The following is a 26,733-nucleotide window of genomic DNA, read 5'->3' as shown; positions in this document are numbered from 1 at the left end:
TGCCTCGGTGCGAAGATCAGAGATGCCAGCGCGCCACGATCTCGTCTGGAGAGCCGTCGCCCTGGCTGAAGCGGGGCGCCGATGCTGCGTTATGTCTTCCGGCGGCTGTTGACCGCCATCCCGACGCTGTTCGTCATCGTGACGGTGGCGTTCTTCCTGATCCGGGTCGCGCCTGGCGGCCCGTTCAACCAGGAAAGGGGCCTGAGCCCCGAGATCAGGGCCAATCTCGAAGCCCAGTTCGGCCTCAACGATCCGCTCTGGCTGCAATATGTCCACTATCTCGGCAATCTTTTGCGCGGGAGTTTCGGCCCGAGCTACAACCTGCCGGACTTCACCGTCACCGAACTCTTCGCCAAGGGCCTGCCGATCTCCGTTCAGCTCGGCACGTCGGCATTGGTGCTGGCGCTGATTGTGGGCTCGATCCTGGGCACGATCGCGGCGCTCAACCAGAACAAAATCGCCGACTATTCGGTGATCGCCTTGGCCACCGCCGGCAGCACCATCCCGACCTTCGTCATCGCGCCGGTGATCCAGCTTGTCTTCGGACTGTCCTGGAAGCTGTTGCCGATCGGCGGCTGGGGCGACGGCGCCTTGATCAACAAGGTCGGCCCGGTGCTGACGCTCGCCTTGCCGCAGATCGCCATCGTCGCGCGCCTGATGCGCGGCTCGATGATCGAGAGCCTGCGCTCGCACCATATCCGCACCGCCCGCGCGCTCGGCCTCTCCGACTGGTCGGTGGTGGTCAAGCACGCGCTGCGCGGCGCTGTCTTGCCGATCGTCTCCTTCACCGGTCCGGCGGCGGCGGCGCTCTTGACCGGCTCGATCATCGTTGAGACGATCTTTTCCATCCCCGGAGTCGGCCGCTACTTCGTCGACGCAGCCCTCAACCGCGACTACACGCTGGTCATGGGAACCGTGGTGGTGATCGCGCTCTTCACCATTGTCTTCAACCTGATCGTCGATCTTCTCTATGCGGTCGTTGATCCGAGGGTGCGCTATGACTGATCTCGCCGTCGCCGTGCCCGAGCCTATCGCCGGCCGTTCGCTCTGGGGCAATGCCTGGGCGCGGCTGAAGCGCAACCGCGCCGCCATGTTCAGCCTCTATTACCTGGCCTTCATCGCCGTCATCAGCGTGTTCGGCCCAATGGTCGTGCCGCATGAATACACCACCATCTACGGCGACTATGTTCGCATGCCGCCGAGCCTCTCGGCCTATCCGAAGCCCGACATGATCCAGGGTGCGCTGGGGGATGCCATCAAGCGCATGCGCGCCGACATCAAGGAGTGGCATCAGGACGGCAACCGCGTCATCGTCACCGTCACTTCGACCAAGCCGATCGACGACCGCAACATCCGCTATCTCGACCGTTCCGACGCTTTCGACGACACCAGGATCGAGAATAAGTCGCCGGACGGCCTCGAAGTGACGATGAGCTCGGCCATCAAGCAGCAATATTTCTACTTCGGCACCGACAACACCGGCCGCGACCTGCTTTCGCGCACGCTGATGGCCGGCCGCATATCGCTCGCCATCGGCCTGCTTGCCGGCGTCGTCGCCGGCGTCATCGGCGTCATCTACGGCGCGACGGCCGGCTTTGCCGGTGGCAGGGTCGACGAGGTGATGATGCGCATTGTCGACGTGCTCTATTCGCTGCCCTTCATCTTCTTCGTCATCATGCTGGTGGTGTTCTTCGGCCGCAACTTCGTGCTGATGTTTCTGGCGGTGGGCGCGGTGCTGTGGCTCGACATGGCGCGCATCGTGCGCGGCCAGGCGCTGTCGATACGCAGGCAGGAATATGTCCAGGCGGCGGAAGCGATGGGCGTCGGCCAGCGCGGCATTCTGCTGCGCCATGTCATCCCCAACCTGCTTGGCCCGGTCGTCATCTACATGACGCTCTTGGTGCCGCAGGTCATCATCTTGGAGAGCTTCCTTTCTTTCCTGGGCCTCGGCGTGCAGGAGCCGATGACCAGCTGGGGCGTGCTGATCTCGGTCGGCGCCAAGAACATCGGCTACGCCAACTGGTTGCTCCTGTTCCCAGCCTTCTTCCTCGTCTCGACGCTGTTCGCGCTGAATTTCGTCGGCGACGGACTGCGCGACGCGCTCGATCCGAAGGACCGCTGACATGGCTTCCGAAACGATCCTCAGCGTCAAGGACCTGCGCGTCCGCTTCCAGACCCTCGACGGCACCGTCGAGGCTGTGAAGGGCATCAACATCAACGTTAAAGCAGGCGAGACGGTTGCCGTCGTCGGCGAATCCGGCTCGGGCAAGAGCCAGACGATGATGGCGGCGATGAACCTCTTGTCCTCCAATGGCGAAGCAACCGGCCATGTCGACTATCGTGGCAGCAACCTGTTGACCATGACCAAGAGCGAGCTCAACAAGGTGCGCGGCCGCAAGATCAGCATGATCTTCCAGGAGCCGATGACCTCGCTCGACCCGCTCTACACCATCGGCAACCAGTTGATGGAGCCGATCCGCCGGCATCGCGGGCTTTCCGGGGCGGCAGCGCGGGAAGAAGCGCTCAAGCTGCTTAAGCTGGTGCATATCCCCGATCCCGAGCGGCGCATGAAATCCTATCCGCACGAAATGTCGGGCGGCCAGCGGCAGCGCGTCATGATCGCCATGGCTTTGGCCAACGATCCCGACATCCTGATCGCCGACGAGCCGACGACGGCGCTCGACGTCACCATCCAGGCGCAGATCCTGATGCTGCTGGCCGAACTGCAGCGCAAGCTCGGCATGGCGATCGTCTTCATCACCCACGACCTCGGCATCGTGCGCCGCTTCGCCGACCGCGTCTATGTCATGCGCCAGGGCGAAGTGGTGGAGGAGGGCGCGGCGGAAGCGCTCTTCGCCAATCCGCAGCACGCCTATACAAAAATGCTGCTCGCGGCCGAGCCGACCGGCAGCAAGGCAGCGCCGCCAGCCAATTCGCCGGTATTGCTCGAGGGCCGCAATGTCGAGGTCGTCTTCAAGATCGGCGGCGGTTTCCTCGGCGGCGAGCCGCTGATGCTGCGCGCCGTGGACAAGATATCGGTCCGGCTGAAGCGAAACCAGACGATCGGTATCGTCGGCGAGTCGGGTTCGGGCAAATCCACTCTCGGCCGCGCGCTGCTCAGGCTGCTCCCCAGCGACGGCGTCATCCGTTTCGGCGACCGCGACATTTCAGAAGCCGATCGCCAGGCGATGCGGCCGCTCAGGCGCGAATTGCAGCTTGTCTTCCAGGATCCGTTCGGTTCGCTGTCGCCGCGCATGACCGTCGGCCAGGTGATCACCGAGGGCCTTCTGGTGCATGAGCCCTCGCTCACCGGCAAGCAGCGCGACCAGCGCGCCGTCGAGGCGCTGCGCGAGGTCGGCCTCGATCCCAACGCCCGCAATCGCTACCCGCACGAATTCTCCGGCGGCCAGCGCCAGCGCATCGCCATTGCACGCGCCATGATCCTGAAGCCGAAAGTGGTGGTGCTGGACGAGCCGACCTCGGCGCTCGACCGCTCGGTGCAGAAGCAGATCGTGGAACTGCTGCGCAAGCTGCAGTCCGACCACGAGCTGTCCTACCTCTTCATCAGCCACGACCTCGCGGTGGTGCGCGCCATGGCCGACTACATCATCGTCATGAAGCAGGGAAAGATCGTCGAGGAAGGCCCGACGCAGGAAATCTTCGACAATCCGCGCGAAGTCTATACGCAGACTCTGATGAAAGCGGCGATCGATTCGACACGATTCCGCGTCAGCGCTTGAGGCCGGGCGAGCCCGACCGGGCGGCGACTCACTGCGCGGAGGGGCACCGTTGCCTTCTGGCTGTGGCGATCGCCTGCTGCTGTTGCTGCAGCCGTTCGATCCGGGCGGTTTCGCGATTGGCCACCACCGACTTCACCCGCTCGCCGCCGAGCAGCCAGTTCGGCACGCTGGTGCTGGCGACCTTGCCGCGGGCGATTGCGGTGCGCGAAATATCCGTGGCGGTGTCGCCCACCGCATTGTTGAGTTCGGCGCAGTTCATCTTGTCGTATTTCGCCGGGCTGACCGACGCGGTGGTCGACGAGCAGCCTGCCGTGGACAGGAGGAATGCGAGTATCGGTAGAATGGCCGTCGGCGTGAACTTCATACTCTCGACCCTGGTTCACTGTTCTGCCGTCCCGCGCATCCCCGAGCAAAGCGGGCTGCCCATTAGGCCAAAGTCACAAACCGTTGTCGAGCGTTGTCGCACGATTCTGTTTCTGAAGATCAGCCGGTCGCGCTCACCCGCTGTTGGCATAATATGCCATATGCCTATATCATTCCGGTTGAATTGGAGCTGATATCGCGATGCCGACACGCAATGTTGTGCTGACGGAACACCTCGAAGAAGTGATCGATCGGCTGGTGAAAACCGGGCGTTATCAGAACGCAAGCGAGGTGTTGCGTGACGGCTTGCGGCTTGTCGAGCAGCGCGAGGCGAGGGAGACGGCAAAGCTCGCGGCACTCAGGGAGGCTGCTAACATCGGCTTCCACGACATAGAACAAGGTCGTTTCGAGGATTTTGCTGAAGACGGCCTCGAAGAATTCATAAGCGGCCTGGGACAACAGGCGAGCGCATGCGCGAAAAAAACCGGCCTGTAAGACCATGGCCCTATACCGGCTTTCCGGGGCCGCGAGGGAAGACATCGTTCAGATACTCGCCTACACGGAAGTCAATTTCGGTGAAGTCGCGCGTGTCCGGTACGAACGGCTGTTGATCGTGGCTCTGCGCGACATTGCCGCCGATCCCGAGCGGGTGGGCAGCATCGTCCGTGCGGAGTTGGGAAACAATATCCGCAGCTATCACCTGCGCTACAGTCGGGACCGCGCGCGGACCGAACATGGCATCGTGCTACGACCCCGCCACTTCTTGCTCTACCGGACGACCCTTCAGGTCATCGGAATTGGCCGCGTTCTTCACGACGCGATGGAACTACGGCGCCATCTGCCGGAGAGCTACGGCGCAGACTGATTTCGGGAAAAGCCAAGTGCTTGTTTTTCTGGTCGGAGTGGCAGGATTTGAACCTGCGACCCCCTCGTCCCGAACGAGGTGCGCTACCAGACTGCGCTACACTCCGTGACCAGACGGCGGGCTTATAGCCGCCGCTTTTCGATACTGCAAGCGGCAATGGCAGCACTTCTGTCGCATTTCGTCGGCTTTCGTCGCGCCGGTCGGGACGGCAGCGGATCGAGGCAGTTCGTGAAAGGCGAGTTCCAGCCTTGTGCGACCAACCATGACCCCGCTAAAACGGGTCCCTCGGCCGCCTGGAGTTCCGAATCTTGCCTCAGCGCATCGTCAGTTTCGTCATGAGTGGCGGCGTAGGGTCGCGGCTGTGGCCGCTGTCGCGCGAGGACAACCCTAAGCAGTTCCACGATTTTTCCGGCGATGGCTCGATGCTGGCCAGGACCTTGCGCCGGCTGGCGGCGCGGCCGGACGGCGAGACGCCGATCTTCCTGATCGCCGCGGAGCGTCACGCCGAGCGCGTCCATGCCGACCTTGCCGGCATCGATCTCGGCGGCGGCGGGCCGCTGTTCGAGCCGACTGGCCGCAACACGGCCGCCGCCGTCGCGCTGGCCAGCCTGCGCACGCTCTCCGAATATGGCGACGAGCTGGTGCTGGTGGTGCCGTCCGACCACGAGATATCGACCACCGCCCAGTTCTGGCAGAGCATCGAGGCGGGCGCGGCCGCGGCAAATGCCGGGCGGCTCGTGGTGTTCGGCCTCAAGCCGACCCAGCCCGAGACCGGCTATGGCTATATCGAGGTCGGGACCAGCAAGGACGGCGTCTTCGTTGTCTCGCGTTTCGTCGAGAAGCCGGATCTCGCCACCGCGCAGGCCTATCTCGACGCCGGCAGCTTCTACTGGAACACCGGCATCTTCCTGTTCCGCGCCGGCGCCATGCGCGATGCCTTCGCGGCCTATGAACCGAAAATCTGGCAGGCGACGGAGGCCGCCTACAAGGCCGCGACCAGCGATCTCTCGGGCCTCTACATGCCGCTGGAACTCTACTCGGCCATCCCGTCGACCTCGATCGACTATGCCATCATGGAGCGCGCCAAGGACATCGCCATGGTGCCGGCCGGCTTCCGTTGGAACGACCTCGGCTCCTGGCAGTCGCTGCTCGATGTCGGCCCGTCCGACAAGGACGGCAACGTCATCCTCGGCGATGTCGTCGCCATCGATTGCGAAAACTCCTATATCCGCGGCGATGGCCGCCTGCTTTCGGCGATTGGCATGAAGGATGTCGCTATCGTTTCGACGGCCGACGCCACCTTCGTCGCGCCGGTCAGCCACAGCCAGCACGTCAAGAGGATCGTCGAGCAGCTGGAGAAATCCGGCCGGCTGGAGACGAGATTCACGCCGGCGCATGATCGCGTCATCGAGAGCGGCGCCTGGCGGCGGCGCGTGCGCCACTGGCTGTTCGAGGAGACGCTGCCGCTGTGGTCGACGGTCGGCGTCGATGAGCGCCATGGCGGCTTCCACGAGGCGCTCGGCTTTGACGCCGCGCCGTTGATGAAACCTAAGCGAATGCGCACGCAGGCGCGCCAGGTCTACGCCTTCGCGGTGGCCAAGGAGCGTGGCTGGGACGGTCCGGCGGACAGGTTGATCGCCCACGGCATCGACTTCATGGCCGGGCAGGGCCGCACCGACCGCGGAGGCTGGGTCCGCACGCTCAACATCGATGGCTCGGTCGCCGATCCTGTCGAGGATGCCTACGATCATTCCTGCGTTCTTCTGGCGCTGGCGCACGCCCATATGTCGGGCCATCCAGATGCGTTGCGGCTCGGCGAGGAGACGTTTGCCTTCCTCGACGCGCATCTGGAAGATGCCCGCATGACCGGCTTTCTGGAAACCTCCGAGGGGGCGGAGGAGCGGCGCTCCAACCCGCATATGCACCTGCTCGAGGCCTTTCTCGCCTGGCACAAGGCGACGGGCGAGCGCGCCTATCTGCGCCGCGCCGCGCGCATCATCGACCTCTTCCGCAGTCATTTCTTCGATGCCGAAAGCTGGACGATTGGCGAGTATTTCGACAAGGGCTGGAAGCCGGCCGCGGGCGAGAAGGGGAACTGGACCGAGCCTGGCCATCATTTCGAATGGGCGTCCCTGCTGGTCGATTTCGCCGCCCGCAGCGGCCAGAGCGAACTCACCGCCTTCGCCCGCAAGCTTTATGCCTCGGCCATCGCGAACGGCCTCAACCGCTCCACCGGCCTCGCCTATGGTGCCGTCTCGCGCCAGGGTCTGCCGCTGGATACGGTGTCGCGCGGCTGGCCACAGGCCGAGGCGATCAAGGCGGCGATCGCGCTGGACGGGTCGGGCGGGCCGGACCTCAAGCCCGAGATCGAGGCGCGCGTCGGCCGCCTGTTCCGCTGGCACATCGACCCGGCGCCGCTCGGTCTGTGGATCGACCGCATCGACGAGCGCGGCCGCTCACTGGCGACCGAGGTGCCGGCCAGCATCTTCTACCATCTGGTCTATGCGCTGACGCAGTATCTGGACGGGACGGCGCAGAAGGGGTGAAAGAAGGGTAGCAGAAGAGACCTTGCGTCTCATTCCTTCGCGCCCCCTCTGTCCTGCCGGACATCTCCCCCACAAGGGGGGAGATTGGCAGTTCCTGCGACAGCGCATTTCCTGAGGCGTTAGCGATTGGCGAAAGCGGTGACGACATCTGATCTCCCCCCAAGTGGGGGAGATGTCCGGCAGGACAGAGGGGGGCGCTGTCCCGCCGACGCTGAGTTGGAGCCGTCATGGACTCAATAAGGCGCCGCCACGTCACCCGTCTCGACATAAACCGCCTTGAGCTGCGAATAGTGCGCCAGCGCGGCGAGCGAATTCTCGCGGCCGATGCCGGATTGCTTGACGCCGCCGAAGGGCATCTCCACCGGCGTCAGATTGTAGGCGTTGATCCAGCAGGTGCCGGCCTGCAGCTCGGCGATCACCCGATGCGCGCGTGGCAGATCGCGGGTGAACACGCCGGCCGCGAGGCCGAACTCGGTATCGTTGGCGCGCTCGATCACCTCGTCCTCGCTGTCGAACTTCAAGACGCTCATCACCGGTCCGAAGATCTCTTCGCGCGCGATGCGCATGGTATCGGTGACGCCGGTGAACACGGTCGGCTCGATGAAGAAACCGCCCTCGAAACCCTGCAGCGACGGTACATTGCCGCCGCAGGCGAGTATCGCTCCGTCCTGCTGGCCGGCTGCGATGTAGGAGACGACCTTCTCCTGCTGCAGCCGATTGACCAGCGGTCCCATCTGCGTTTCCGGATCGAGCGGATCGCCGATGCGGATCTTCTTGGTGCGCTCGACCAATCGGTCGACGAAGCGGTCATGCAGGCCCTTCTGCACGAAGACGCGCGTGCCGTTGGAGCAGATCTGCCCGCTCGAATAGAAATTGCCGAGCATGGCGCCGCCGATGGCGTTTTCGAGGTCGGCGTCGTCGAAGACGATCAGCGGCGACTTGCCGCCGAGCTCCATCGTCGCGTGCTTCATTTTGGAGCCGGCGAGCGACAGCACCTTGCGGCCGGTCGGCACCGAGCCGGTCACCGAAACCTTTGCCACCACATCATGGCCGACGAGGCCGGCGCCGACATCGCCATAGCCTTGCACGACATTGAACAGGCCATCCGGCAAACCCGCCTCGCTGTAGATCTCGGCCAGCGCCAGGGCGGACAGCGGCGTGTTCTCCGACGGCTTGAACACCATGGCGTTGCCCATGGCCAGGGCCGGCGCCGACTTCCAGCCGGCGATCTGGATCGGATAGTTCCAGGCGCCGATGCCGACGCAAACGCCGAGCGGCTCGCGGCGCGTGTAGGCAAATGGTCCGCCAAGGTCGATCATCTCGCCATTGAAGGCGGCGACCGCGCCGGCGAAATACTCCAGGCAATCTGCGGCCGACGGCGCGTCCGCCACCAGCGTCTCCTGGATCGCCTTGCCGGTGTCCAGCGTTTCGATGCGGGCGAGATCGGCATTGCGCGCGCGCAGAATGTCGGCGGCGCGGCGCAGGATGCGGCCGCGCTCGACAGGCTTCAGCCGCGCCCAGGCCGGCTGGGCGGAGCGCGCGGCCTCGATCGCCAACTCCAGCACGTTTGGCGTCGCCGAATGCAGGGTGGCGATGGTCTCGCCGGTTGCCGGATAGATCACCGGCAGCGGCGTGCCGCCCTCATCCTCGATGTAGCGGCCGTTGACATAGTGCGATGCGGTTGGCTGGGCGCGCATGGCTTTCTCCAAGTCTGTTCGCCGGGAGGGCGGTCAGCCCGACAATGCCCTATCGGTCCGCCACCTGCCAGCGCGGATTGATCCAGGGTTCCTGGTTGGATGGCGCCAGTGGCGTGCGGCCGAGAATGTGGTCGGACGCCTTCTCGCCGGTCATGATCGATGGCGCGTTGAGGTTGCCGTTGGTCACCCGCGGGAAGATCGAGGAGTCGGCGACGCGCAGGCCCTCGACGCCGATCACACGGCATTCGGGATCGACGACGGCGGTCAAATCGTCGGCGCGGCCCATCCGGCAGGTGCCGCAGGGGTGGTAGGCGCTCTCGGCATGGTCGCGGATGAAGGCGTCGAGCTCGTCGTCGGTCTGCACATGAGAGCCCGGCGAAATCTCCTTGCCGCGAAAGCCGTCGAAAGCCTTCTGCCCGAAAATCTCGCGCGTCAGCCGAATGCAGTGGCGGAACTCGCTCCAGTCGTCCGCATGCGACATGTAGTTGAAGCGGATCACTGGCTTCGCCTTCGGATCGGGGGAGCGCAGCGTCACCGAGCCGCGCGACTTCGAGCGCATCGGCCCGACATGCGCCTGGAAGCCGTGCGCCTTCGCGGCCGACTTGCCGTCATAGCGCACCGCCGCGGGGATGAAGTGATACTGGATATCGGGGTAGTCGACGCCGGCCTGCGAACGCACGAAGGCCGCCGCCTCGAAATGGTTGGTGGCGCCGAGCCCGCTCTTGAAGAACAGCCACTGCGCGCCGATCAATGCCTTGGAGAAAGGATTGAGCACCGAGTTCAGCGTGATCGGCCTAGTCGATTCCTGCTGGATATAGAGTTCCAGGTGGTCCTGCAGATTGGCGCCGACGCCCGGCCGGTCGGCGATCACCTTTATGCCGTTCTCCTGCAGATGCGCGCCTGGGCCGATGCCGGACAACATCAGGATCTTCGGCGAGTTGATCGACGATGCCGCGACGATCACTTCACGCCGCGCCTTAACAACCTGAATCTTTTTGTTAGCTTCGATCTCGACGCCGACCGCGCGTTGATTCTCGATCACCACGCGCCGGGCGAAGCCTTTGACCAGACTCACATTCTTGCGTTTGAGAGCCGGCTTCAGATAGGCGTTCGCAGCCGACCAGCGGCGGCCGCCAAGAATGGTCTGCTCCATCGGACCGAAGCCTTCCTGCTTGGAGCCGTTATAGTCGTCGGTGAGTTCGAACCCTGCCTGGCGGCCCGCCTCGACGAAGGCGCCGTAGAGTGGATTCCTCCGTGTGCCGCGCTGCACATGCAATGGTCCGCCGTGGCCCCGCCAGCCATCCTCGCCGCCGTCGGAATCCTCCATGCGCTTGAAGTAGGGAAGCACGTCGGCGAAGCCCCAGCCGGTCGCGCCCTGGTCGGCCCAGTGGTCGAAGTCGTGCGCATGGCCGCGCACATAGACCATGCCGTTGATCGAGGACGAGCCGCCGATCACCTTGCCGCGCGGCGTCGCCAGCACGCGACCGCCGAGATGCGGCTCCGGCTCGCTGGCGAAGCCCCAGTCGTAAAGGCTCATATTGAGCGGGATCGACAGCGCTGACGGCATCTGGATCAGCGGCCCCATATCGGTGCCGCCGAACTCGATGACGATCACCGAGTGCTTGCCGTCTTCCGACAGGCGATAGGCCATGGCCGAGCCGGCCGAGCCGGAGCCGATAATGACGAAATCCGCTTCAAGCATTGTTCAAATGCGCCCATCGTTCATGTGTGAGATGAAATCGGCGAGCGAGACATTGCCGCCGGTTGCAACCACGAGGACGGTTTTTCCCGCCACATCCACCTTGCCGCCGAGAAGGGCGGCGAGCGATGCCGCACCAGAAGGCTCCAGCACCAGCTTCATGCGCTCGAAGGCGATCTTCATCGCCCGCCGCACCGAGGCATCGTCGACGGTGACGCCGCGCACGCCGGCAGCGCTCACCGCCGCGAAGGGTGCGTCGCCGGGTTTTCGGGCCATCAGCCCGTCGCAGATTGATTTCGGCCCGATCGGCATGGTCTCGATCGCGCCATGCGCGAGCGATGAGCCCATGCCGTTGAAGCCCTCCGGCTCGACGGCGATGATCTCGGTCTTCGGCGACAGATAATGGAAGGCCAGCGAAACGCCGCCGATCAGCCCGCCGCCGCCGACCGCACAGAACACCAGGTCGGCGCGCGCTTTCTTCGCCGCCAACTGGTCGAGCGCCTCCAGCCCGGCGCCGGCCTGTCCGGCGACGATCTCCGGATCGTCGAAGGGATGGAGCAGCGTAAGATACTCGGTCTCGGCGATCTCGCGCGCCTTGGCGGCGGCGACCTCCTCACGCGCGCGGTCGCCATGGTCGGTCAATACCACGCGCGCGCCATAGCCGGCGGTGGCATCGCGCTTGGCGCCCGGCGCGTCGATCGGCATGACGATGGTGACCGGGATGCCGAGCGCCTGGCCGGCGGCCGCCAGCCCCTGCGCGAAATTGCCGGAGGAATAGGCGACGACGCCTTGCTTCGCCTCGTCGGGCGAGAGCCGCTTCAGCCGCCAATAGGCGCCGCGCACCTTGAAGGAGCCGGCCCATTGCAGCGACTCCGGCTTGACGAAGACGCGCGCGGCGCCGGTTTCCCTGGCTAAAGCCGCCGACTCCAAGAGCGGCGTCACCTGCGTCGCCGCCGAGGTGACGGCATAGGCGTGCTTCAGATGATCAAGGGTGGGGACGAGAATGTCTGCCATCATTCGCCTCTCGGATACCGTTTGCTCTCCTCGAGATTGTCGAGGTTCATGTGATTGCGCATGTAGCGTTCCGACGCCTTCTGCAGCGGTTGGAACTCCCAGGGGTAGTAGGCGCCGTTGCGCAGCGCCGGGTAGACGACCGAGCGGCGCGCCTGGCTTTCGCGCACGGCGGCGTCGAAGTTCGCCATGTTCCAGCGCGTGCGGACCTTTTCCATGAAGGCCGAGACCAGATCGGCGTGAGCCGGGCTGGCGGCAAGATTGTCGAGCTCGCGCGGATCGGCGTCGAGGTCGAAGAGCTGCGGCGGATCGAGCTCGCAATGGACGAATTTGTATTTGCCCTCGCGGATCGCCACCATCGGCGCGTAGGAGCCTTCGGCCGCGTATTCCATCAGCACCGGCGCCGAGCGCTCCTTGCCGCCGGCGAGCGGCAGCAGCGACTGGCCGTCGGTCCATGGCGCGATCCCGCTCATGTCGATGCCGGCGAGGTCGCAGAGCGTCGGCGCCACGTCGAGATTGGAGACGGGCGTCCCGATCAGCCCGGCCTTGAGGCCTTTGCCGGCCATCATCAAAGGCACCCGCGCCGCGCCCTCGTAGAAGCACATCTTGAACCACAGGCCGCGCTCGCCCAGCATGTCGCCATGGTCGGAGCAGAACAGCACGATCGTGTCGTCCAGCATGCGGGTGCGTTCGAGCACCGAGAGCAACTCGCCGACCTTGTCGTCGAGATAGGAGATGTTGGCGAAATAGCCGCGCCGAGAGCGGCGCACCTGCTCCGGCGTGATGTCGAAACTGTCGTAGTCGGATGCCTTGTAGAGTCGCTTCGAATGCGGATCCTGCTGGTCGTAGGGAATGAAGCCAACATCCGGCTCCAAGGCTGGGCAGTCTTCGTAAAGGCCCCAGTATTTGCGCCGCGCGACATAGGGGTCGTGCGGGTGCGTGAAGGAGACGGTCAGGCACCAGGGGCGCCGGTCCGCGTCATCCGACACGCGGGCGAACTCATAGAGCTTTTGCGTCGCGTGGAAGGCGACCTCGTCGTCATACTCCATCTGGTTGGTGATCTCGGCGACGCCGGCGCCGGTGACCGAACCCAGATTGTGGTACCACCAGTCGATGCGCTCGCCGGGCTTGCGGTAGTCCGGCGTCCAGCCGAAATCGGCCGGGTAGATGTCGGTGGTCAGCCGTTCCTCGAAACCGTGCAACTGGTCGGGACCGACGAAATGCATCTTGCCGGAGAGCACCGTGTGATAGCCGGCGCCGCGGAGATGATGCGCGTAGGTCGGAATTGAGGAGGCGAATTCCGCGGCGTTATCATAGACCTGGGTGCGCGACGGCAGCTGGCCGCTCATGAAGGAGGCGCGGCCCGGTGCGCAGAGCGGCGAGGCGGTATAGTTGTTGGCGAAGCGCGCCGAGCGCTGGGCCAGCGCCTTCAGATTGGGCGCATGCAGAAACTCGGCCGGACCGTCCGCAAAGAACGTGCCGTTGAGCTGATCGACCATGACGATCAGGAAATTGGGTCGCCGGGTGGTCAAGACAGGCTCCGTCCGTTGAGCTTGGTTTCGAGATAGTCTTCCACAAGCGCGATCGCGGTCTGTGCGTCCGGCACGCCATCCTTCAGCGCGCGGCGGATATAGAGCCCGTCGATAAGCGCCGCGGTCGCTTCCGCCACGCGGTCGGCCTCGCTCCGGGGCAGGATGCCGGTCAGCCCGCTCATCAGGTTCGAATGAAGCCGCCGCGCATAGATGCGCAGCAGCCGCCGCAGCTCGGTCGATTTCTGCGCCTCGACATAGAAGGCGAGCCAGGCGGCGATGATCTCGGCCTGGAACTGATCGTCGGAGAAGCTGACAGCGACCACGGACGAGACGCGTTCACGCGCTGTGCCGGCGGTGTGAAGCGTGCGCCTGGTGTCGATGTTGAGCTCCGTCAGGATGTGCCGCATCGTCGCGAACAGCAGTTCGTCCTTGGCGCCGAAATAGTGGTGCGCCAGCGCCGACGACACGCCGGCCCGGCCGGCGATCTCCGACATCGTCACGTCCAGCGATCCGCGCTTGCCGATCGCAGAGATCGTCGCGTCGATCAGCGCCTTGCGGCGCACGGGTTCCATTCCGATTTTCGGCATTTTGGGGGTCCGGTTCGAGCCGAGATTATTTTTTATTGACGCGTCAATCAATAAAAAATCGACACCGGGATCAACCGATCGTGTCGTTCTGGCCCATGGCATGGGCTGGAAAACGGTTCACTATTGAACAATATTGAATCACGTGCCGCGCGCGATCGTGCTAGCGTGTGTTGAGGTCAGGTCAGGCCGCGTCGAGAATGGCGATTTTCGAGAACCGGAGCGGAGCGTACTTAAGTACGTGAGCACCGGAAGCGCAGGAAACCGCCACTCGCAGGCCGGCATCACCTGAAGATCAACATACGCTGGGCTCGGCGGCAAATGGAGGCTGTTATGACCGCATGCATCGTCGGCTGGGCGCATTCGCGCTTCGGCAAGCTCGAAGGCGAGACGCTGGAGGGCCTGATCACCAAGGTTGCCGTCGAGGCGCTCGACCACGCCGGAATCGGCCCGGACGATGTCGACGAGATCGTGCTTGGCCATTTCAACGCCGGCTTCTCGCCGCAGGATTTCACCGCCAGCCTCGTGCTGCAGGCCGACGACCGGCTGCGCTTCAAGCCGGCGACGCGCGTCGAGAATGCCTGCGCCACCGGCTCGGCCGCCGTCCGGCAAGGCGTCCGCGCCATCGACGCCAACGCCGCCCGCATCGTGCTGGTGGTCGGCGCCGAGCAGATGACGACCACGCCCGGTCCCGAGATCGGCAAGAACCTGCTCAAGGCATCCTACCTGCCGGAAGATGGCGACACGCCGGCCGGTTTCGCCGGCGTCTTCGGCAAGATTGCGCAAGCCTATTTCCAGCGCTATGGCGACCAGTCGGATGCGCTGGCCATGATCGCCGCCAAGAACCACAAGAATGGCGTCGACAATCCCTACGCCCAGATGCGCAAGGATTTCGGCTATGAGTTCTGCCGCCAGGAAAGCGAGAAGAACCCCTTCGTCGCCGGTCCGTTGAAGCGCACCGATTGCTCGCTGGTCTCGGACGGCGCGGCCGCTCTTGTGCTCACCGATACCGCCACGGCGTTGAGGATGCGCCGTGCCGTCACCTTCCGCGCCAACGAGCATGTCCAGGACTTCTTGCCGATGTCGAAGCGCGACATCCTAGCCTTCGAGGGTTGCGAGCACGCCTGGAACCAGGCGCTGAAGAAGGCAGGCGTGACGCTCGACGACCTCTCCTTCGTCGAGACGCATGACTGCTTCACCATCGCTGAATTGATAGAATACGAAGCGATGGGCCTGGCCCAGCCAGGCGAGGGCGCCAGGCTGGCGCTGGACGGGACGACGGCCAAGGACGGCCGCCTTCCGGTCAATCCTTCGGGCGGCCTGAAGGCCAAGGGCCATCCGATCGGCGCCACCGGTGTATCGATGCATGTGCTTACCGCCATGCAGTTGACCGGTGAAGCCGGCGGCATCCAGGTGCCGGGCGCGAAGCTCGGTGGCATCTTCAACATGGGGGGTGCTGCCGTCGCCAATTACGTTTCCATTCTCGACCGCATCAGGTAGAAGCGGCCCGCATTAAAAGCGCCCCGGGGCGCTCGCGGGAGGCAGCATGTCCAATCCGGTTCTGGTCGAAGTCACGCGCGGCGCGGTGGTCGAAAGCAGGCATCGCGGCGCGGCTTCGGTCTTCGACGCCGACGGCAAGACCGTCTGGGAGATCGGCGACACGGACCGTCCGGTTTTCCCGCGCTCCGCGGTGAAGGCGATCCAGGCGCTGCCGCTGGTCGAATCGGGCGCTGCCGACGCCTACGGCTTCGGCAACCGCGAGCTGGCGCTGGCCTGCGCCTCGCATTCGGGCGAGCCTGCTCATGTCGAGCTGGCCACGGCGATGCTTGCCAAGGCCGGACTCGACAAGACGGCGCTGGAATGCGGCGCGCATTGGCCCAACCACGAAGCCACCCTATCGCTCGCCCGCGCCGGCGCTGTGCCGAGCGCCTTGCACAACAACTGCTCCGGCAAGCACGCCGGCTTCCTCTGCACCTGCGTGCATTCGGGCATCGCCCATCAGGGCTACGTCAAGGAGGGACACGCGCAGCAGGAGATGGTGCGCGACGCCATGCAATCCGTTACTGGCGCTGCCCACAACACCGACAACAGCGCCATCGACGGCTGCTCGATCCCGACCTATGCCGTGCCGTTGAAGAGTTTTGCGCAAGGCTTTGCCCGCATGGCGACGGGCAGGGGCTTTTCGCCCGAGCGCGCCAAGGCGGCGAAGCGTCTGCTTGCGGCCTGCATGGCCGAGCCGTTCCTCGTCGCCGGCACCGGCAAGGCCGATGTCGCGCTGATGCAGGCAGCACCGGGCCGGATCTTCGTCAAGACCGGCGCCGAAGGCGTCTATTGCGCGGCATTGCCCGAGCTCGGCCTCGGCATCGCCTTGAAATGCGACGACGGCGCCGGCAGGGCGGCGGAGGTGATGATCGCCGCGGTGCTGGCGAAGCTGCTGCGCGGCGATGACGCGGTTGCGGCGAGGCTCACCAAGCTCGCTCACCCTCCAGTGGAAAGCCGCATAGGCGCCAAGGTCGGCTTGCTGCGGCCGACGGCGGCGCTTAGCTAACGCGCAGACTTTCCGACGCTCATCCGCCGCGATGAGCTCAAGATAAAGAACATGTGCTAGTTTCCGTGACTATCAAAACGGGCGCCGGGTGCTGGCCATGCTGGAAGCGGACAAGGTGTTTGCCGGGTCGATCCCGGAAAACTACGATCGCCATATGGTGCCATTGATTTTCGAGGCCTATGCCGCCGAGACCGCGCGGCGGGCCGCGTCCTTGGCACCCTTAGCCGTTCTGGAAACCGCCGCGGGCACCGGAGCAGTCACCCGCGCCATGGCACCGCAGCTGCCGCCCGGCGCGAGCTACACCGTGACCGATCTCAACCAGCCGATGCTCGATTACGCAGCTTCGCGCCAGGGGCCCGACAGCCGCATCACTTGGCGCCAGGCGGATGCGTTGAACCTGCCTTTCGAGGATGCGGCCTTCGACCTCGTCTGCTGCCAGTTCGGCGCCATGTTCTTTCCCGATCGCCCCGCCGCCTATCGCGAGGCAAAGCGCGTCCTGAAGCCCGGCGGGCATTTCCTGTTCAGCGTGTGGGACCGCATCGAGGAGAATATATTCGCCGATGACGTGACGAATGCTCTGGCCCGGATTTTTCCGCACGATCCGCCACGCTTCCTGGCTCGCACGCCGCACGGCTATCACAACAAGGATCTGATCCGCGCCGATCTTTCAGCCGCCGGCTTCTCCGATGTGGCCATCGACACCAGGGCCGAGCAGAGCCGCGCATCCTCGCCGCGCGTTCCGGCCGTCGCCTACTGCAAGGGAACGTTGCTTCGCAACGAGATCGAGGCGAGAGATGCCGGGAAGCTTGAGGCTGCGACCGACTATGCGGAAGCCGCGATCGCCGACAGGCACGGCCGTGGCGCGGTTGCCGCCAAGATCCAGGCCCATATCATAGTCGCTGCGGCCTAGCTCACCTTGTTGCGCTCGACGGTGAGATGCGCGTAGCCGGTATCTGTTGACTGGGTAAGGTCCCCGGTCACCGGATCGGCCCAGCGCTGGCCGACAATGGCGCCGTTTTTAGCGCCGTCGATGACGTTGTCCGAGATGACCGCGGTGCCGGCGCCTTCGACGACCGAAACGACGATGCCGGTGCCCGCCTGCCGGATGATGTTTCCGCTCGCCACGACATTGCGCAGATACGGTCCCCAGCCGAGCTGCAGGCCATAGAGCGGCGCGTTCTCGACGACATTGCCGGAAACCGTGGTGTCGGCTTCGGCGCTGATGCCGACGCCGAAACCGGGCGGATCGGCGGTGTAAGGGCCAACCGTCGTCAGGTTGCGCACGATGTTGTTCGAGCAGACCGCCATGCGGCCGCCTTCGTTGAAATTGACGATCGAGATGCCGTTGGCGGCGCCGTCGACCAGATTGTTGCTGAGGATCGCGCCTTCGAAGGAGAATTCCGAATAGATCCCCGTCTCGCCGGAGCGCGAGCAGGTGTTGCCGCTGATCTGCAAATTGCTCGCACTGTTGGCGCGGATCGCGGTGAAGGCGCAGTCGGAGACGACATTGCCGGAGATGATCACATTGCCGGCGCGAAAGGCGTTGATGCCGTTGCCGTTCTGGCCGGTGCCGCCGCTGCGCGCGCCGATCCTCTGGACGCGATTGCCGTTGACGATGGTGCCGTCCTCCGCTGCCTGCCAGCGATGCACGAGGATGCCGCCATTGGCGCAGTCCGAAACGCTGTTGCCGGAAATCTCAAGTCCGCCGGCCTCGACCGAATAGATGCCGGCGTCCGCTGCGCCGGAAATATCGCAGCGGCCGACACGGCCGACGGCATGTTCGAGCGCCAGCCCGTTCTTGCCGCTGCCGGTCACCTGGCAATTGTCGATTGTCAGATGGGCGACGCGGCGCAGATCGAGCAGGCCTTGCGTGTAGTCGGCCAGCCAGCGGTTGGTGCCATCGAAGACGAGGCCGCTGAGCTCGATATGCTCGGCCTGTTCGGCCATCATCAGATGGCCGTTGCCGCCATAGACGATGCGCGTCGCGCCGGGCACGCCCGACAGACGCACGCGGGCCGGCAGCTTGAGGTTGGAGACGAGATAGGTGCCGGGCGGCAGGAACACCGGCTGGTCGCGATCGCTGGCCTCGGCCAGCATCTTGGCGAAAACCTTGCTCTGGTCGTCGAATGCGCCCGGCTGCACGCCGATCTCGGTGGCGTCGATCGAGCCGCGCATCGCGGCCATCTCGATGCCGGGCAGCGATTTCGCCGATGCCTTGCCGGCGAAGACGCCGGCGACGGCGAAGCCGGCAGTCCGGGCAAGCAGCGTTCGTCTGTTCAACATCGGCACAGGTCCTGGCGTTTCGCCTCGTCCTTCGCAGGAATCGTGCCAGGGTGGGCCCACCGGCAAACCGCTTGTGCACTTGCCTCACCAAGCCTAAGTTCATTGTATGAGCAGAGCTTTTACCCGAGAAGAAGACAGCGAAAACGCCATTGCCGGCGTCGGCGAACGCCCAGTGAGCACCCTCCGCAATCTGGTGACCGAGCGCGGCCTCGCAATGATCGAGGACAATCTCGCCGAGCTGCGTGATATGCTCGCCAAGGCCGAACGCAAGGGTGACCGCGAGCGCATCGCCGTGGTTTCGCGCGACCTGCGCTATTGGACCGCGCGGCGCGAGAGCGCGGAGCTTTCCGTGCCTGAGCCGGGCAGCGACGTGGTCCGCTTCGGCATGGGTGTGACGCTGGAAGGCGACGACGGCAAGAAGGTGCATTGGCGCATCGTCGGCGAGGACGAGGCTGATCCGTCCAAGGGCTCGATTTCCCACGTCTCGCCGATGGCTGTCGCGCTGTTCGGCAAGAAGGTTGGCGATGTGGCCGCCGTGAACGGCAAGGAATGGGAGATCGTCAAGCTCTCGGACAAGGCCGAGAACTAGGCTTCGAGCTTGACGGTATGGTCGCGGAAGAAGGCGGCGGCGCCAGCCTCGTCGATTTCACCAGCGGCAACCATCATCACCAATTGGACAATCTCTTCCTGCTCGGCCTCGACGCTTAACCCGTTGAAATAAAGAAACAAGTCGGCGGCAGCAAAGGCCGTCCGCTTGTTGCCATCGACAAATGGGTGATTCTTCGCGATACCGAAGAGGTAGGCCGCAGCAAGCTCGCAAAGATCCGGCTCGCCATAGGCCTCTTTCTGCTGCGGCCGCCCAAGGGCCGATTCTAGCATACCTTCATCCCGCATACCCGGCGCGCCGCCGTGTAGGCGCAACTGCTCGGCGTGCATTGCCTCAACGAACTCCCGCGAATGATGCTCGATCATTTCGCGAGAGCGCGGTAGGCAACCTCATATTTTTTCATGCGCTCGCGAGCTATGTTCATTTTATTTTCAAATGCTTCTGGGTCGCTCTCAAGTCGACGAAGCCGAAGCTCACCTGCGTTCTCTGCAGCAATAAGCGTATCCCCGGCGCGAACATTTAGCCGGTCGAGCATTTCCCGAGGCAAAATTACACCTTCGGAATTGCCGATCTTGCGTACTACAATGTTCATTGGCGAAACTCCTTCAGTCTCCTCCACTCTCGGTTCCCTACCAAGTTGGTGGAATTGAGCGTTCAGATCAATTCCACCAACTTGGTAGGGAACCGAGAGTGGAGGAGATCTACGTATCTGTCTATTACACTGTTGTAACAGTGATTATAACAGCGGGCGCTCAATTGTCAAGCCAGCAACCGATCCATCAGCCGGTTCGCCGCTTCCGGGATCACCGTCCCCGGCGGAAAAATCTCCGCAGCACCCGCCGCCAGCACCGCGTCATAGTCCTGCGGCGGGATGACGCCGCCAGCGACGATCAGCATGTCGCCATGGCCGAGCTTCTTCAGCGCTTCCTTCAGCTCGGGGATCAGCGTCAGGTGTCCGGCGGCCAAAGAGGAGGCGCCGATGATGTCGACGTCGTGCTGCACCGCCAGTTTGGCGATCTCGTCCGGCGTCTGGAACATCGGCCCGACGGTCACGTCGAAGCCGAGATCGGCGAAGGCGCTGGCGATCACCTTCTGGCCGCGGTCGTGGCCGTCCTGGCCTATCTTGGCGACCAGGATGCGCGGCTTGCCGCCGGTCTTCTTCTCGAATGCCTCGATCTTCTCCTGCAGCGGGTCGAGCGCCGGATTGTCGCCGAGCGCGTCCCGGTAGACGCCGGAGATCGTCTGCACCGCAGCCGTGTGGCGGCCGAACACTTTTTCCAATGCCAGCGAAATCTCGCCGACCGTGGCGTTGGCGCGCGCGGCGCGGATCGCGAATTCGAGCAGGTTCTCGCCGCCCTCGGCGGCGCGGGTCAGCGCCGCCAGGGCATTTTCCAGGGCCGCCACATCGCGCGTGCCCTTCAGCCGTTGCAGCTTCGCCAATTGCCGGGCCTTGACCTCGGCATTGTCGATCTTCAACACATCGACCTCGATGTCCGTCTGCGGCCGGTGCGCGTTGACGCCGACCAGAATTTGCTCGCCGGAATCGATGCGCGCCTGGGTGCGCGCCGCAGCTTCCTCGATGCGCAGCTTCGGAATGCCTTTCTCGATCGCCGCCGCCATGCCGCCGAGGCTTTCGACCTCCTCGACATGGGCGAGCGCGCGCGCCGCCAGGTCATGCGTCAGCCGCTCGACATAGGCCGAGCCGCCCCACGGGTCGATCATCCGCGTGGTGCCGGATTCCTTCTGCAGGATGAGCTGCGTGTTGCGAGCGATTCGCGCCGAATGGTCGGTCGGCAGCGCCATCGCCTCGTCGAAGGAGTTGGTGTGCAGCGACTGGGTGTGCCCCTGCGTCGCCGCCATCGCCTCGATCATCGTGCGGGTGATGTTGTTGTAGGGGTCCTGCGCCGTCAGCGACCATCCCGATGTCTGGCAATGGGTGCGCAGCGACAGCGAGCGCTCGTCCTTCGGCGAAAAGTTCTTCTGCATCAGGCTCGACCACAAAAGCCGCGCGGCCCTGAGCTTGGCGACCTCCATGAAGAAATTCATGCCGATCGCCCAGAAGAAGGAGAGGCGCGGCGCGAAGCGGTCGATGTCCAGGCCTGCGGCGACGCCGGCGCGCGCATATTCGATGCCGTCGGCGATCGTGTAGGCAAGTTCGAGGTCGGCCGTCGCTCCGGCTTCCTGCATGTGGTAGCCGGAGATCGAGATCGAATTGAACTTCGGCATATGCTTGGAGGTGTAAGCAAAAATGTCCGACACGATCCGCATCGAAGGTTTTGGCGGATAGATGTAGGTGTTGCGGACCATGAACTCCTTCAGAATGTCGTTCTGAATGGTGCCACTGAGATCTTTTTGCGCGACGCCCTGTTCCTCCGCCGCGACGATGTACAGCGCCATGATCGGCAGCACGGCGCCATTCATCGTCATCGACACCGTCATCTCGTTCAGCGGAATGCCGTCGAAAAGCTGGCGCATGTCGAGGATGGAATCGATCGCAACGCCGGCCATGCCGACATCGCCGGCGACGCGCGGATGGTCGCTGTCATAGCCGCGATGCGTGGCGAGGTCGAAAGCCACCGACAGGCCTTTCTGGCCGGCCGCGAGGTTGCGTCGGTAGAAGGCGTTGGATTCCTCGGCCGTCGAGAAGCCGGCATATTGCCGGATCGTCCAGGGCTGCTGGACATACATTGTGGGGTAGGGGCCGCGCACGAAGGGCGGCAGGCCTGGATAGGTGTCGAGATTGGCGAGCCCCTTGAGGTCACCTTGCGTGTAGAGGTGTTTTACGGCGATGCCTTCCGGCGTCATCCGCTGGCCTTTGATCTCGACCGGCACGCGACGCGGCGCTGACCAGCCGATCTGGCTGAAATCCGGGATCATGATCCGGCTCCGATCGACTGGTCGATGCGCACGGGAAACAGCGGCTCGCAGGTCGCCACGCCTTCGGTCAGCGCCGGGCGCCGCTCCTGCGGCAGCGTCTGGACCGGGCGCTCCGTGCCGACACGGTAGAGCGTCGTGCCGACAATGCCGCGTTCGCCCGACCGGTAGGCGCCGTTGCGCTTGGCGGCGGCGGTCTGCACGCGGTTCTGGATATAGCCCTGCTGCAGGCTGGCGAGCACGCCGCCTTCGGCCTCGATACGCTGGAATTCTTCCCAGGCGGCGGCGCAGAGATTGTCAGTCAGCGCTTCGACTGCGCCCGAGCCGCTGGCGGGGTCGGCGACCTGGCCGAGATGGCTCTCCTCGGCCATGATGAGCTGGGCGTTGCGGGCGATGCGGCGGGCAAAGCCCGCCGGCAATCCATGCGCGATCGTGTGCGGCAGGATCGAGATTGAATCGGCGCCGCCGGTTGCCGCCGCGAAGGCCGCGATCGCCGTGCGCAGGATGTTGGTCTCCGGGTCGGCCATCGTCATCATGCGATAGGAGGTCTCGGCATGGATGCTGGCGGTCGAGGCCGGGATCGAGCAGGCTTCCTGGATGCGCGCCCAGAGCTTGCGCAAAGCCCGCACCTTGGCCATCGACAGGAACTGGTCCTGGTCGACGCTGAGCGCGAAGCCGATATACGGTGCTGCATAGACCAGCGGCTGGCGCGCCTTCTCGAACATCCTGAGATAGGACACGACGGAGGCCATCATCGTGCCGAGCTCCTGCGCCTCGGTGGCGCCGGCATTGTGGAAGACGCGGCCGTCGGCCTCTAGCAGCACGCCAGGCACTCCCATCGAGAAGAAATGCGCCAGCGACTGCGGCATCGATTCCTGCAGCGCATCGATCGAGGTGCGCAGCCGCCCGGTGCCTGCGAAGATCGCCGCCGGGTCGATGCCGAAGGAGAGGTTGAGCTTGGTCGGATCGGAGCGGCGTTTGCTCAAGAAGGCGAGCAGCCAGTCGGCCACGGCACGGCTCCAGGGATGCGCGTCGATGCGCACCTGCACGCGGTTGAGCGGCACGCCGTCGAGCACCCTTTCCAGCGCTTCCGCGGTGCGCGGCAGGCCGTAGCCGAAGGCATTCGGCGCGCCCTCGAACACAAGCGACAGGCCGGTGGCGCCTTGGGCGATGTCTTCCAGGGCTTGCGCGCTGGCCCGGGCGATGTCCGGGTCGTCGACACGCTGGCTGACGATCCAGGGTGCGGTCGGATTTGTGCGCAGCAACGGCTCTGCAGCCGTCGAACGCTGGCTGAGCGGCTCGATGCGGATACCGTCATCGGTGCGGGAAACGAGTTTTTCCTCGAAGGAACCGCTGGCAAGCACCTTTTCCGCCAGCGCCTGCCAACGCTTGGCGTCCGGGTTCGGAAGGTCGACATCCCTTGTCAAGGCGCCGGCGCCCATCGCTCTCCTCCCTTCTCGGCCGCATCAGCCGGTCCAGCCAATCTAGGGTCAGTAACCGGATATCACAATGCGTCATGCGGCCGGCTTCCCTGGCGGCCAGCTAACCGATTGCCAAACATGCGCAAAATCCGCAAGCGCCAAAGGCCAAATTCGGCGCCCGCTCCAAACGCGAAACTGATCATTGCCGCCTGCCGCTTGCGTTACTATACCTCGGGTGAGGCCTTTGAGCGGAACGAGATTCCGGAGACCGGACATGGTTGACGAGACCAGCATCTTCATCGGCGCCAGCCGCAAGCCCGACGATTCCTATCAGCGCGCCGAAGAGCTGCTGCTGCGCTACGGCAACCGCCACGGCCTCGTCACGGGCGCCACGGGCACAGGCAAGACAGTCAGCCTGCAGATCCTGGCCGAGGGCTTCTCGAATGCCGGCGTGCCGGTCTTCTGCGCCGACATCAAGGGTGACCTTTCCGGCATATCCATGATAGGCGAGGCCAAGGATTTCCTGGTCAAGCGCGCCGGCGAGGTGAAGCTCGATCCGTACCAGTTCCAGGAATTCCCGGTTATTTTCTGGGATCTGTTCGGCGAGCAGGGCCATCCGATCCGCGCCACCATCTCGGAGATGGGGCCGTTGCTGCTTTCGCGGCTGATGAACCTCACCGAAGCGCAGGAAGGCATCATGAACATCGCCTTCCGCATCGCCGATGAGGAAGGCCTGCTGCTGCTCGATCTGAAGGACCTGCAGGCGCTGCTCGCCAACATCGCCGAGCGCGCCGACGAGCTCAGCGCGCGCTACGGCAATGTCACCAAGCCTTCCGTGGGCGCCATCCAGCGCACGCTTCTGGTGCTGGAGCAACAGGGCGCCGCGAACTTCTTCGGCGAGCCGGCGCTGCGCATTGGCGACATCATGCGCACGACGCGCGACGGCCGCGGCGCGATCAGCGTGCTCGCCGCCGACAAGTTGATGATGAATCCCAGGCTCTACGCCACCTTCCTGCTTTGGCTGATGTCGGAGCTGTTCGAGGAGCTGCCCGAGGTTGGCGACCTCGACAGACCGAAGCTGGTCTTCTTCTTCGACGAGGCGCATCTTCTGTTCGAGGACGCGCCGAAGGTGCTGATCGACCGCGTCGAGCAGGTGGTGCGGCTCATCCGCTCCAAGGGCGTTGGCGTCTATTTCGTCACCCAGAACCCGCTCGATATCCCGGAAAAGGTGCTGGCTCAGCTCGGCAACCGCGTCCAGCACGCGCTGCGCGCCTATACGCCGCGCGAGCAGCAGGCAGTGCGCACCGCCGCCGAAACCTTCCGGCCCAATCCCGATTTCGACTGCGCCACCGCCATCACCCAGCTCGCCACCGGCGAGGCGCTGGTCTCGATGCTGGAAGACAAGGGCGTGCCGGCCATGGTCCAGCGCACGCTGATCCGGCCGCCGTCCTCGCGGCTCGGCCCGATCACGCCGGATGAGCGCCGCAAGATCATCGCCGAGAGCCCGGTCGCCGGCCAGTACGACCAGGTCGTCGATCGCGAATCGGCCTTCGAGATCCTGCAGAAGAAAGCCAAGGAAGCGCAGGACGCCGAGGCGCAGGCACAGCAGCAGAACAGCGGCGGCTCGCGCTGGACCATTCCCGGCTTCGACGATGTTTTGGGAACAGGCAACCGGCGGTCTTCCAATCGCCAGACCGTGGCCGAGGCCGCCATCAAGTCGGTGGTGCGCTCGGTCGGCTCCTCCGTTGGCCGCGCCATCGTGCGCGGTATCCTGGGCAGTCTCGCGCGCGGACGCTAGTGCTGGGCCGGAACGCTCCCTTTCCTGGCCTGCCAGGTCAAACACGTGATCGTCCCGCCGCGGTATGGTCGCCGTCGTGGGACGGGTAGCTTCCACATCACAGTGGGTTGGTCCGACGATCGCCGCCCCAGGCGAATTTGCATAGCGCTCTCCACCCGTGAGAGGCCGCCTTTGTTACCTCGCGACGAAAAAATCTTACTTGAGAACAAGCGGATAGCAGCAGCGGCATCTAAAGTTTTCGTGATCGAGGTTTTTCCTCGCCGAACCGCAATTTCGTGAAATACCGGATGCCTCAAATCATGGCTGTTGCATGGTTGTCGTCGGATCGGAATCCGGTGGCGTTCACCAACCATGCGCATGATCACGAATTGTTTTGCCTGGGGAACCGAAAACACGTGTTGAGGTTGGGCCAAGACGGGCGGGGGCTGAGCATCAGGAGGCCCCGTTGCGGCGCGACGATGACCTACCGGCCCTACTGTCGGAGATCGCTTCCGACAGGGCTCCCTTGCCGAACGCGAAAGGCGGATTGTCGGCAAGGCATACCGACCAGATCCAGCAATTCCTGAAAGAGAATTTCTCGCGCAAGCTATCGCTGTCCGAGATGGCGGCGGTGTGCGACTTGTCCCCTTACCATTTCGCCCGCGCTTTTTCGAAGACGTTCGGCGTGTCGCCGTATCAATATGTTCTGGGTCTCCGCCTCGACCTTGCCGAGAAGCTGCTGGCCGACAGCCGCATGTCGATCACGGACATTGCCGATCTGGCTGGCTTTTCGAGCCAGAGCCACCTCACCACCATGATGAAAAAATATCGTAACGCCACCCCACAGCAGGTGCGGGCTAGGCAGGGTCAATCGCAGGCTAGTGAGTAAGGCGATCGCTAATTGCCCAGTTTATCGGCAGGTTATTTATGCGTCGGCTTATAGAAGGTATGTCTAAAGTAATTTCCCGTTAACCTCTAGAATATCTGCGGTATATTTTCGGATAAACAGCAATTTATTGGAATACGCGATTCAGAAAGCGTGTCCTCCTGCGGCAAGTCCGGTTAATTCGGATTCTGAGCTGGCTGCAGGGGACATGAGCGAAGACAAGGTGATTCGCCGAAGCCTTTCCGAGGAGATCGGCTACTGGTTGGAGTCGGCCTCCAGGACGCTCGAGAAGCGCTATGG

General features: G+C 64.2%; 23 protein-coding genes and 1 tRNA gene. 12 read left to right on the top strand and 12 right to left on the bottom strand.

Translation table 11 applies throughout. From position 1 onward, the window contains the following. Positions 1–81 precede the first annotated feature (81 nt). The 3 genes from CK230_RS06040 to CK230_RS06030 are packed head-to-tail and all read left to right on the top strand — an operon-like array spanning position 82 to position 3,740. Complete coding sequence (locus CK230_RS06040) at positions 82–1,005, top strand: ABC transporter permease subunit (protein ID WP_095816251.1); 924 nt, start codon at positions 82–84, stop codon at positions 1,003–1,005. After that, positions 998–2,122, top strand: coding sequence for an ABC transporter permease subunit (locus CK230_RS06035; RefSeq protein WP_095816250.1), 1,125 nt, complete (start codon positions 998–1,000; stop codon positions 2,120–2,122). Before CK230_RS06040 ends, CK230_RS06035 begins: the two co-directional genes overlap by 8 nt. 1 nt (position 2,123) lies before the next feature. After that, entirely contained in the window at positions 2,124–3,740 is a 1,617-nt protein-coding gene (locus CK230_RS06030; RefSeq protein WP_095816249.1) for an ABC transporter ATP-binding protein, read from the top strand. A gap of 28 nt (positions 3,741–3,768) precedes the next feature. Here the strand turns inward: CK230_RS06030 and CK230_RS06025 are convergent, their stop codons facing one another. After that, positions 3,769–4,104, bottom strand: a complete 336-nt coding sequence (locus CK230_RS06025; RefSeq protein WP_095816248.1) for a hypothetical protein — start codon at positions 4,102–4,104, stop codon at positions 3,769–3,771. A 200-nt stretch (positions 4,105–4,304) separates the two neighbouring features. Here CK230_RS06025 and CK230_RS06020 point away from each other — a divergent pair, with 200 nt between their 5' ends. After that, positions 4,305–4,598 (top strand): type II toxin-antitoxin system ParD family antitoxin, encoded by a 294-nt coding sequence (locus tag CK230_RS06020; RefSeq protein ID WP_095816247.1) that lies wholly within the window; start codon positions 4,305–4,307, stop codon positions 4,596–4,598. A 4-nt stretch (positions 4,599–4,602) separates the two neighbouring features. Then, positions 4,603–4,968: a type II toxin-antitoxin system RelE/ParE family toxin gene (locus tag CK230_RS06015; RefSeq protein ID WP_095816246.1), complete on the top strand. Its 366-nt coding sequence runs from the start codon at positions 4,603–4,605 to the stop codon at positions 4,966–4,968. 29 nt (positions 4,969–4,997) lie between these two features. Here the strand turns inward: CK230_RS06015 and CK230_RS06010 are convergent. After that, positions 4,998–5,074 (bottom strand) — tRNA-Pro (locus tag CK230_RS06010). Between the two features lie 202 nt (positions 5,075–5,276). On the opposite strand from CK230_RS06010, the gene CK230_RS06005 reads away from it, so the two are divergent. Next, positions 5,277–7,514 (top strand): AGE family epimerase/isomerase, encoded by a 2,238-nt coding sequence (locus CK230_RS06005; RefSeq protein ID WP_095816245.1) that lies wholly within the window; start codon positions 5,277–5,279, stop codon positions 7,512–7,514. 233 nt (positions 7,515–7,747) lie between these two features. Here the strand turns inward: CK230_RS06005 and betB are convergent, their stop codons facing one another. From betB to betI, 5 genes are read right to left on the bottom strand one after another with little or no spacing between them, the layout of a single operon-like run. Continuing rightward, on the bottom strand, positions 7,748–9,211 hold the full coding sequence (gene betB / locus CK230_RS05995; RefSeq protein ID WP_095816452.1) for a betaine-aldehyde dehydrogenase: 1,464 nt from the start codon (positions 9,209–9,211) through the stop codon (positions 7,748–7,750). Positions 9,212–9,260: 49 nt separating this feature from the next. Then, complete coding sequence (gene betA / locus CK230_RS05990) at positions 9,261–10,913, bottom strand: choline dehydrogenase (protein WP_095816244.1); 1,653 nt, start codon at positions 10,911–10,913, stop codon at positions 9,261–9,263. A 3-nt stretch (positions 10,914–10,916) separates the two neighbouring features. After that, complete coding sequence (locus tag CK230_RS05985) at positions 10,917–11,927, bottom strand: threonine/serine dehydratase (RefSeq protein ID WP_176480019.1); 1,011 nt, start codon at positions 11,925–11,927, stop codon at positions 10,917–10,919. Beyond that, on the bottom strand, positions 11,924–13,453 hold the full coding sequence (gene betC / locus CK230_RS05980; RefSeq protein ID WP_095816243.1) for a choline-sulfatase: 1,530 nt from the start codon (positions 13,451–13,453) through the stop codon (positions 11,924–11,926). Before betC ends, CK230_RS05985 begins: the two co-directional genes overlap by 4 nt. Further along, complete coding sequence (gene betI / locus CK230_RS05975) at positions 13,450–14,040, bottom strand: transcriptional regulator BetI (RefSeq protein ID WP_095816242.1); 591 nt, start codon at positions 14,038–14,040, stop codon at positions 13,450–13,452. The genes betC and betI overlap by 4 nt, the downstream gene beginning before the upstream one ends. Before the next feature lie 330 nt (positions 14,041–14,370). Here betI and CK230_RS05970 point away from each other — a divergent pair, with 330 nt between their 5' ends. From CK230_RS05970 to CK230_RS05960, 3 genes are all read left to right on the top strand, one after another. Beyond that, complete coding sequence (locus tag CK230_RS05970) at positions 14,371–15,537, top strand: acetyl-CoA acetyltransferase (RefSeq protein ID WP_095816241.1); 1,167 nt, start codon at positions 14,371–14,373, stop codon at positions 15,535–15,537. A 46-nt stretch (positions 15,538–15,583) separates the two neighbouring features. Continuing rightward, positions 15,584–16,585 carry an asparaginase gene (locus tag CK230_RS05965; RefSeq protein WP_095816240.1) on the top strand — a complete coding sequence of 334 codons (1,002 nt, stop codon included), beginning with the start codon at positions 15,584–15,586 and terminating at the stop codon, positions 16,583–16,585. Positions 16,586–16,682: 97 nt separating this feature from the next. After that, positions 16,683–17,495: a methyltransferase domain-containing protein gene (locus tag CK230_RS05960; protein WP_095816450.1), complete on the top strand. Its 813-nt coding sequence runs from the start codon at positions 16,683–16,685 to the stop codon at positions 17,493–17,495. On the opposite strand, the gene CK230_RS05955 is transcribed toward CK230_RS05960, so the two are convergent. Continuing rightward, positions 17,492–18,868, bottom strand: a complete 1,377-nt coding sequence (locus CK230_RS05955) for a TIGR03808 family TAT-translocated repetitive protein (protein WP_095816449.1) — start codon at positions 18,866–18,868, stop codon at positions 17,492–17,494. The genes CK230_RS05960 and CK230_RS05955 overlap by 4 nt on opposite strands. Positions 18,869–18,974: 106 nt before the next feature. On the opposite strand from CK230_RS05955, the gene greA reads away from it, so the two are divergent. Then, the gene (gene greA / locus CK230_RS05950) at positions 18,975–19,457 is read left to right on the top strand and encodes a transcription elongation factor GreA (RefSeq protein WP_095816239.1); all 483 of its coding nucleotides are present in this window, start codon (positions 18,975–18,977) and stop codon (positions 19,455–19,457) included. On the opposite strand, the gene CK230_RS05945 is transcribed toward greA, so the two are convergent. The 4 genes from CK230_RS05945 to CK230_RS05930 form a co-directional block, all read right to left on the bottom strand. Next, positions 19,454–19,840 carry a type II toxin-antitoxin system death-on-curing family toxin gene (locus CK230_RS05945; protein ID WP_095816238.1) on the bottom strand — a complete coding sequence of 129 codons (387 nt, stop codon included), beginning with the start codon at positions 19,838–19,840 and terminating at the stop codon, positions 19,454–19,456. The genes greA and CK230_RS05945 overlap by 4 nt on opposite strands. Continuing rightward, positions 19,837–20,067 carry an AbrB/MazE/SpoVT family DNA-binding domain-containing protein gene (locus tag CK230_RS05940; RefSeq protein WP_095816237.1) on the bottom strand — a complete coding sequence of 77 codons (231 nt, stop codon included), beginning with the start codon at positions 20,065–20,067 and terminating at the stop codon, positions 19,837–19,839. Before CK230_RS05940 ends, CK230_RS05945 begins: the two co-directional genes overlap by 4 nt. Positions 20,068–20,234: 167 nt before the next feature. After that, entirely contained in the window at positions 20,235–22,352 is a 2,118-nt protein-coding gene (gene scpA, locus CK230_RS05935; protein ID WP_095816236.1) for a methylmalonyl-CoA mutase, read from the bottom strand. Beyond that, the gene (locus CK230_RS05930) at positions 22,349–23,791 is read right to left on the bottom strand and encodes a methylmalonyl-CoA mutase subunit beta (protein ID WP_095816235.1); all 1,443 of its coding nucleotides are present in this window, start codon (positions 23,789–23,791) and stop codon (positions 22,349–22,351) included. The genes scpA and CK230_RS05930 overlap by 4 nt, the downstream gene beginning before the upstream one ends. Before the next feature lie 253 nt (positions 23,792–24,044). Here CK230_RS05930 and CK230_RS05925 point away from each other — a divergent pair, with 253 nt between their 5' ends. After that, positions 24,045–25,568 (top strand): helicase HerA-like C-terminal domain-containing protein, encoded by a 1,524-nt coding sequence (locus tag CK230_RS05925; protein ID WP_095816234.1) that lies wholly within the window; start codon positions 24,045–24,047, stop codon positions 25,566–25,568. Positions 25,569–26,013: 445 nt separating this feature from the next. Further along, positions 26,014–26,436 carry an AraC family transcriptional regulator gene (locus tag CK230_RS33535; RefSeq protein ID WP_245429834.1) on the top strand — a complete coding sequence of 141 codons (423 nt, stop codon included), beginning with the start codon at positions 26,014–26,016 and terminating at the stop codon, positions 26,434–26,436. The last annotated feature ends 297 nt before the right edge of the window (positions 26,437–26,733 follow it).

The organism is Mesorhizobium sp. WSM3859, from assembly GCF_002295065.1.
Classification (GTDB): domain Bacteria; phylum Pseudomonadota; class Alphaproteobacteria; order Rhizobiales; family Rhizobiaceae; genus Mesorhizobium.
The sequence above is the reverse complement of the archived record's forward strand: the minus strand, read 5'-3'. Positions and strand labels throughout refer to the sequence as shown.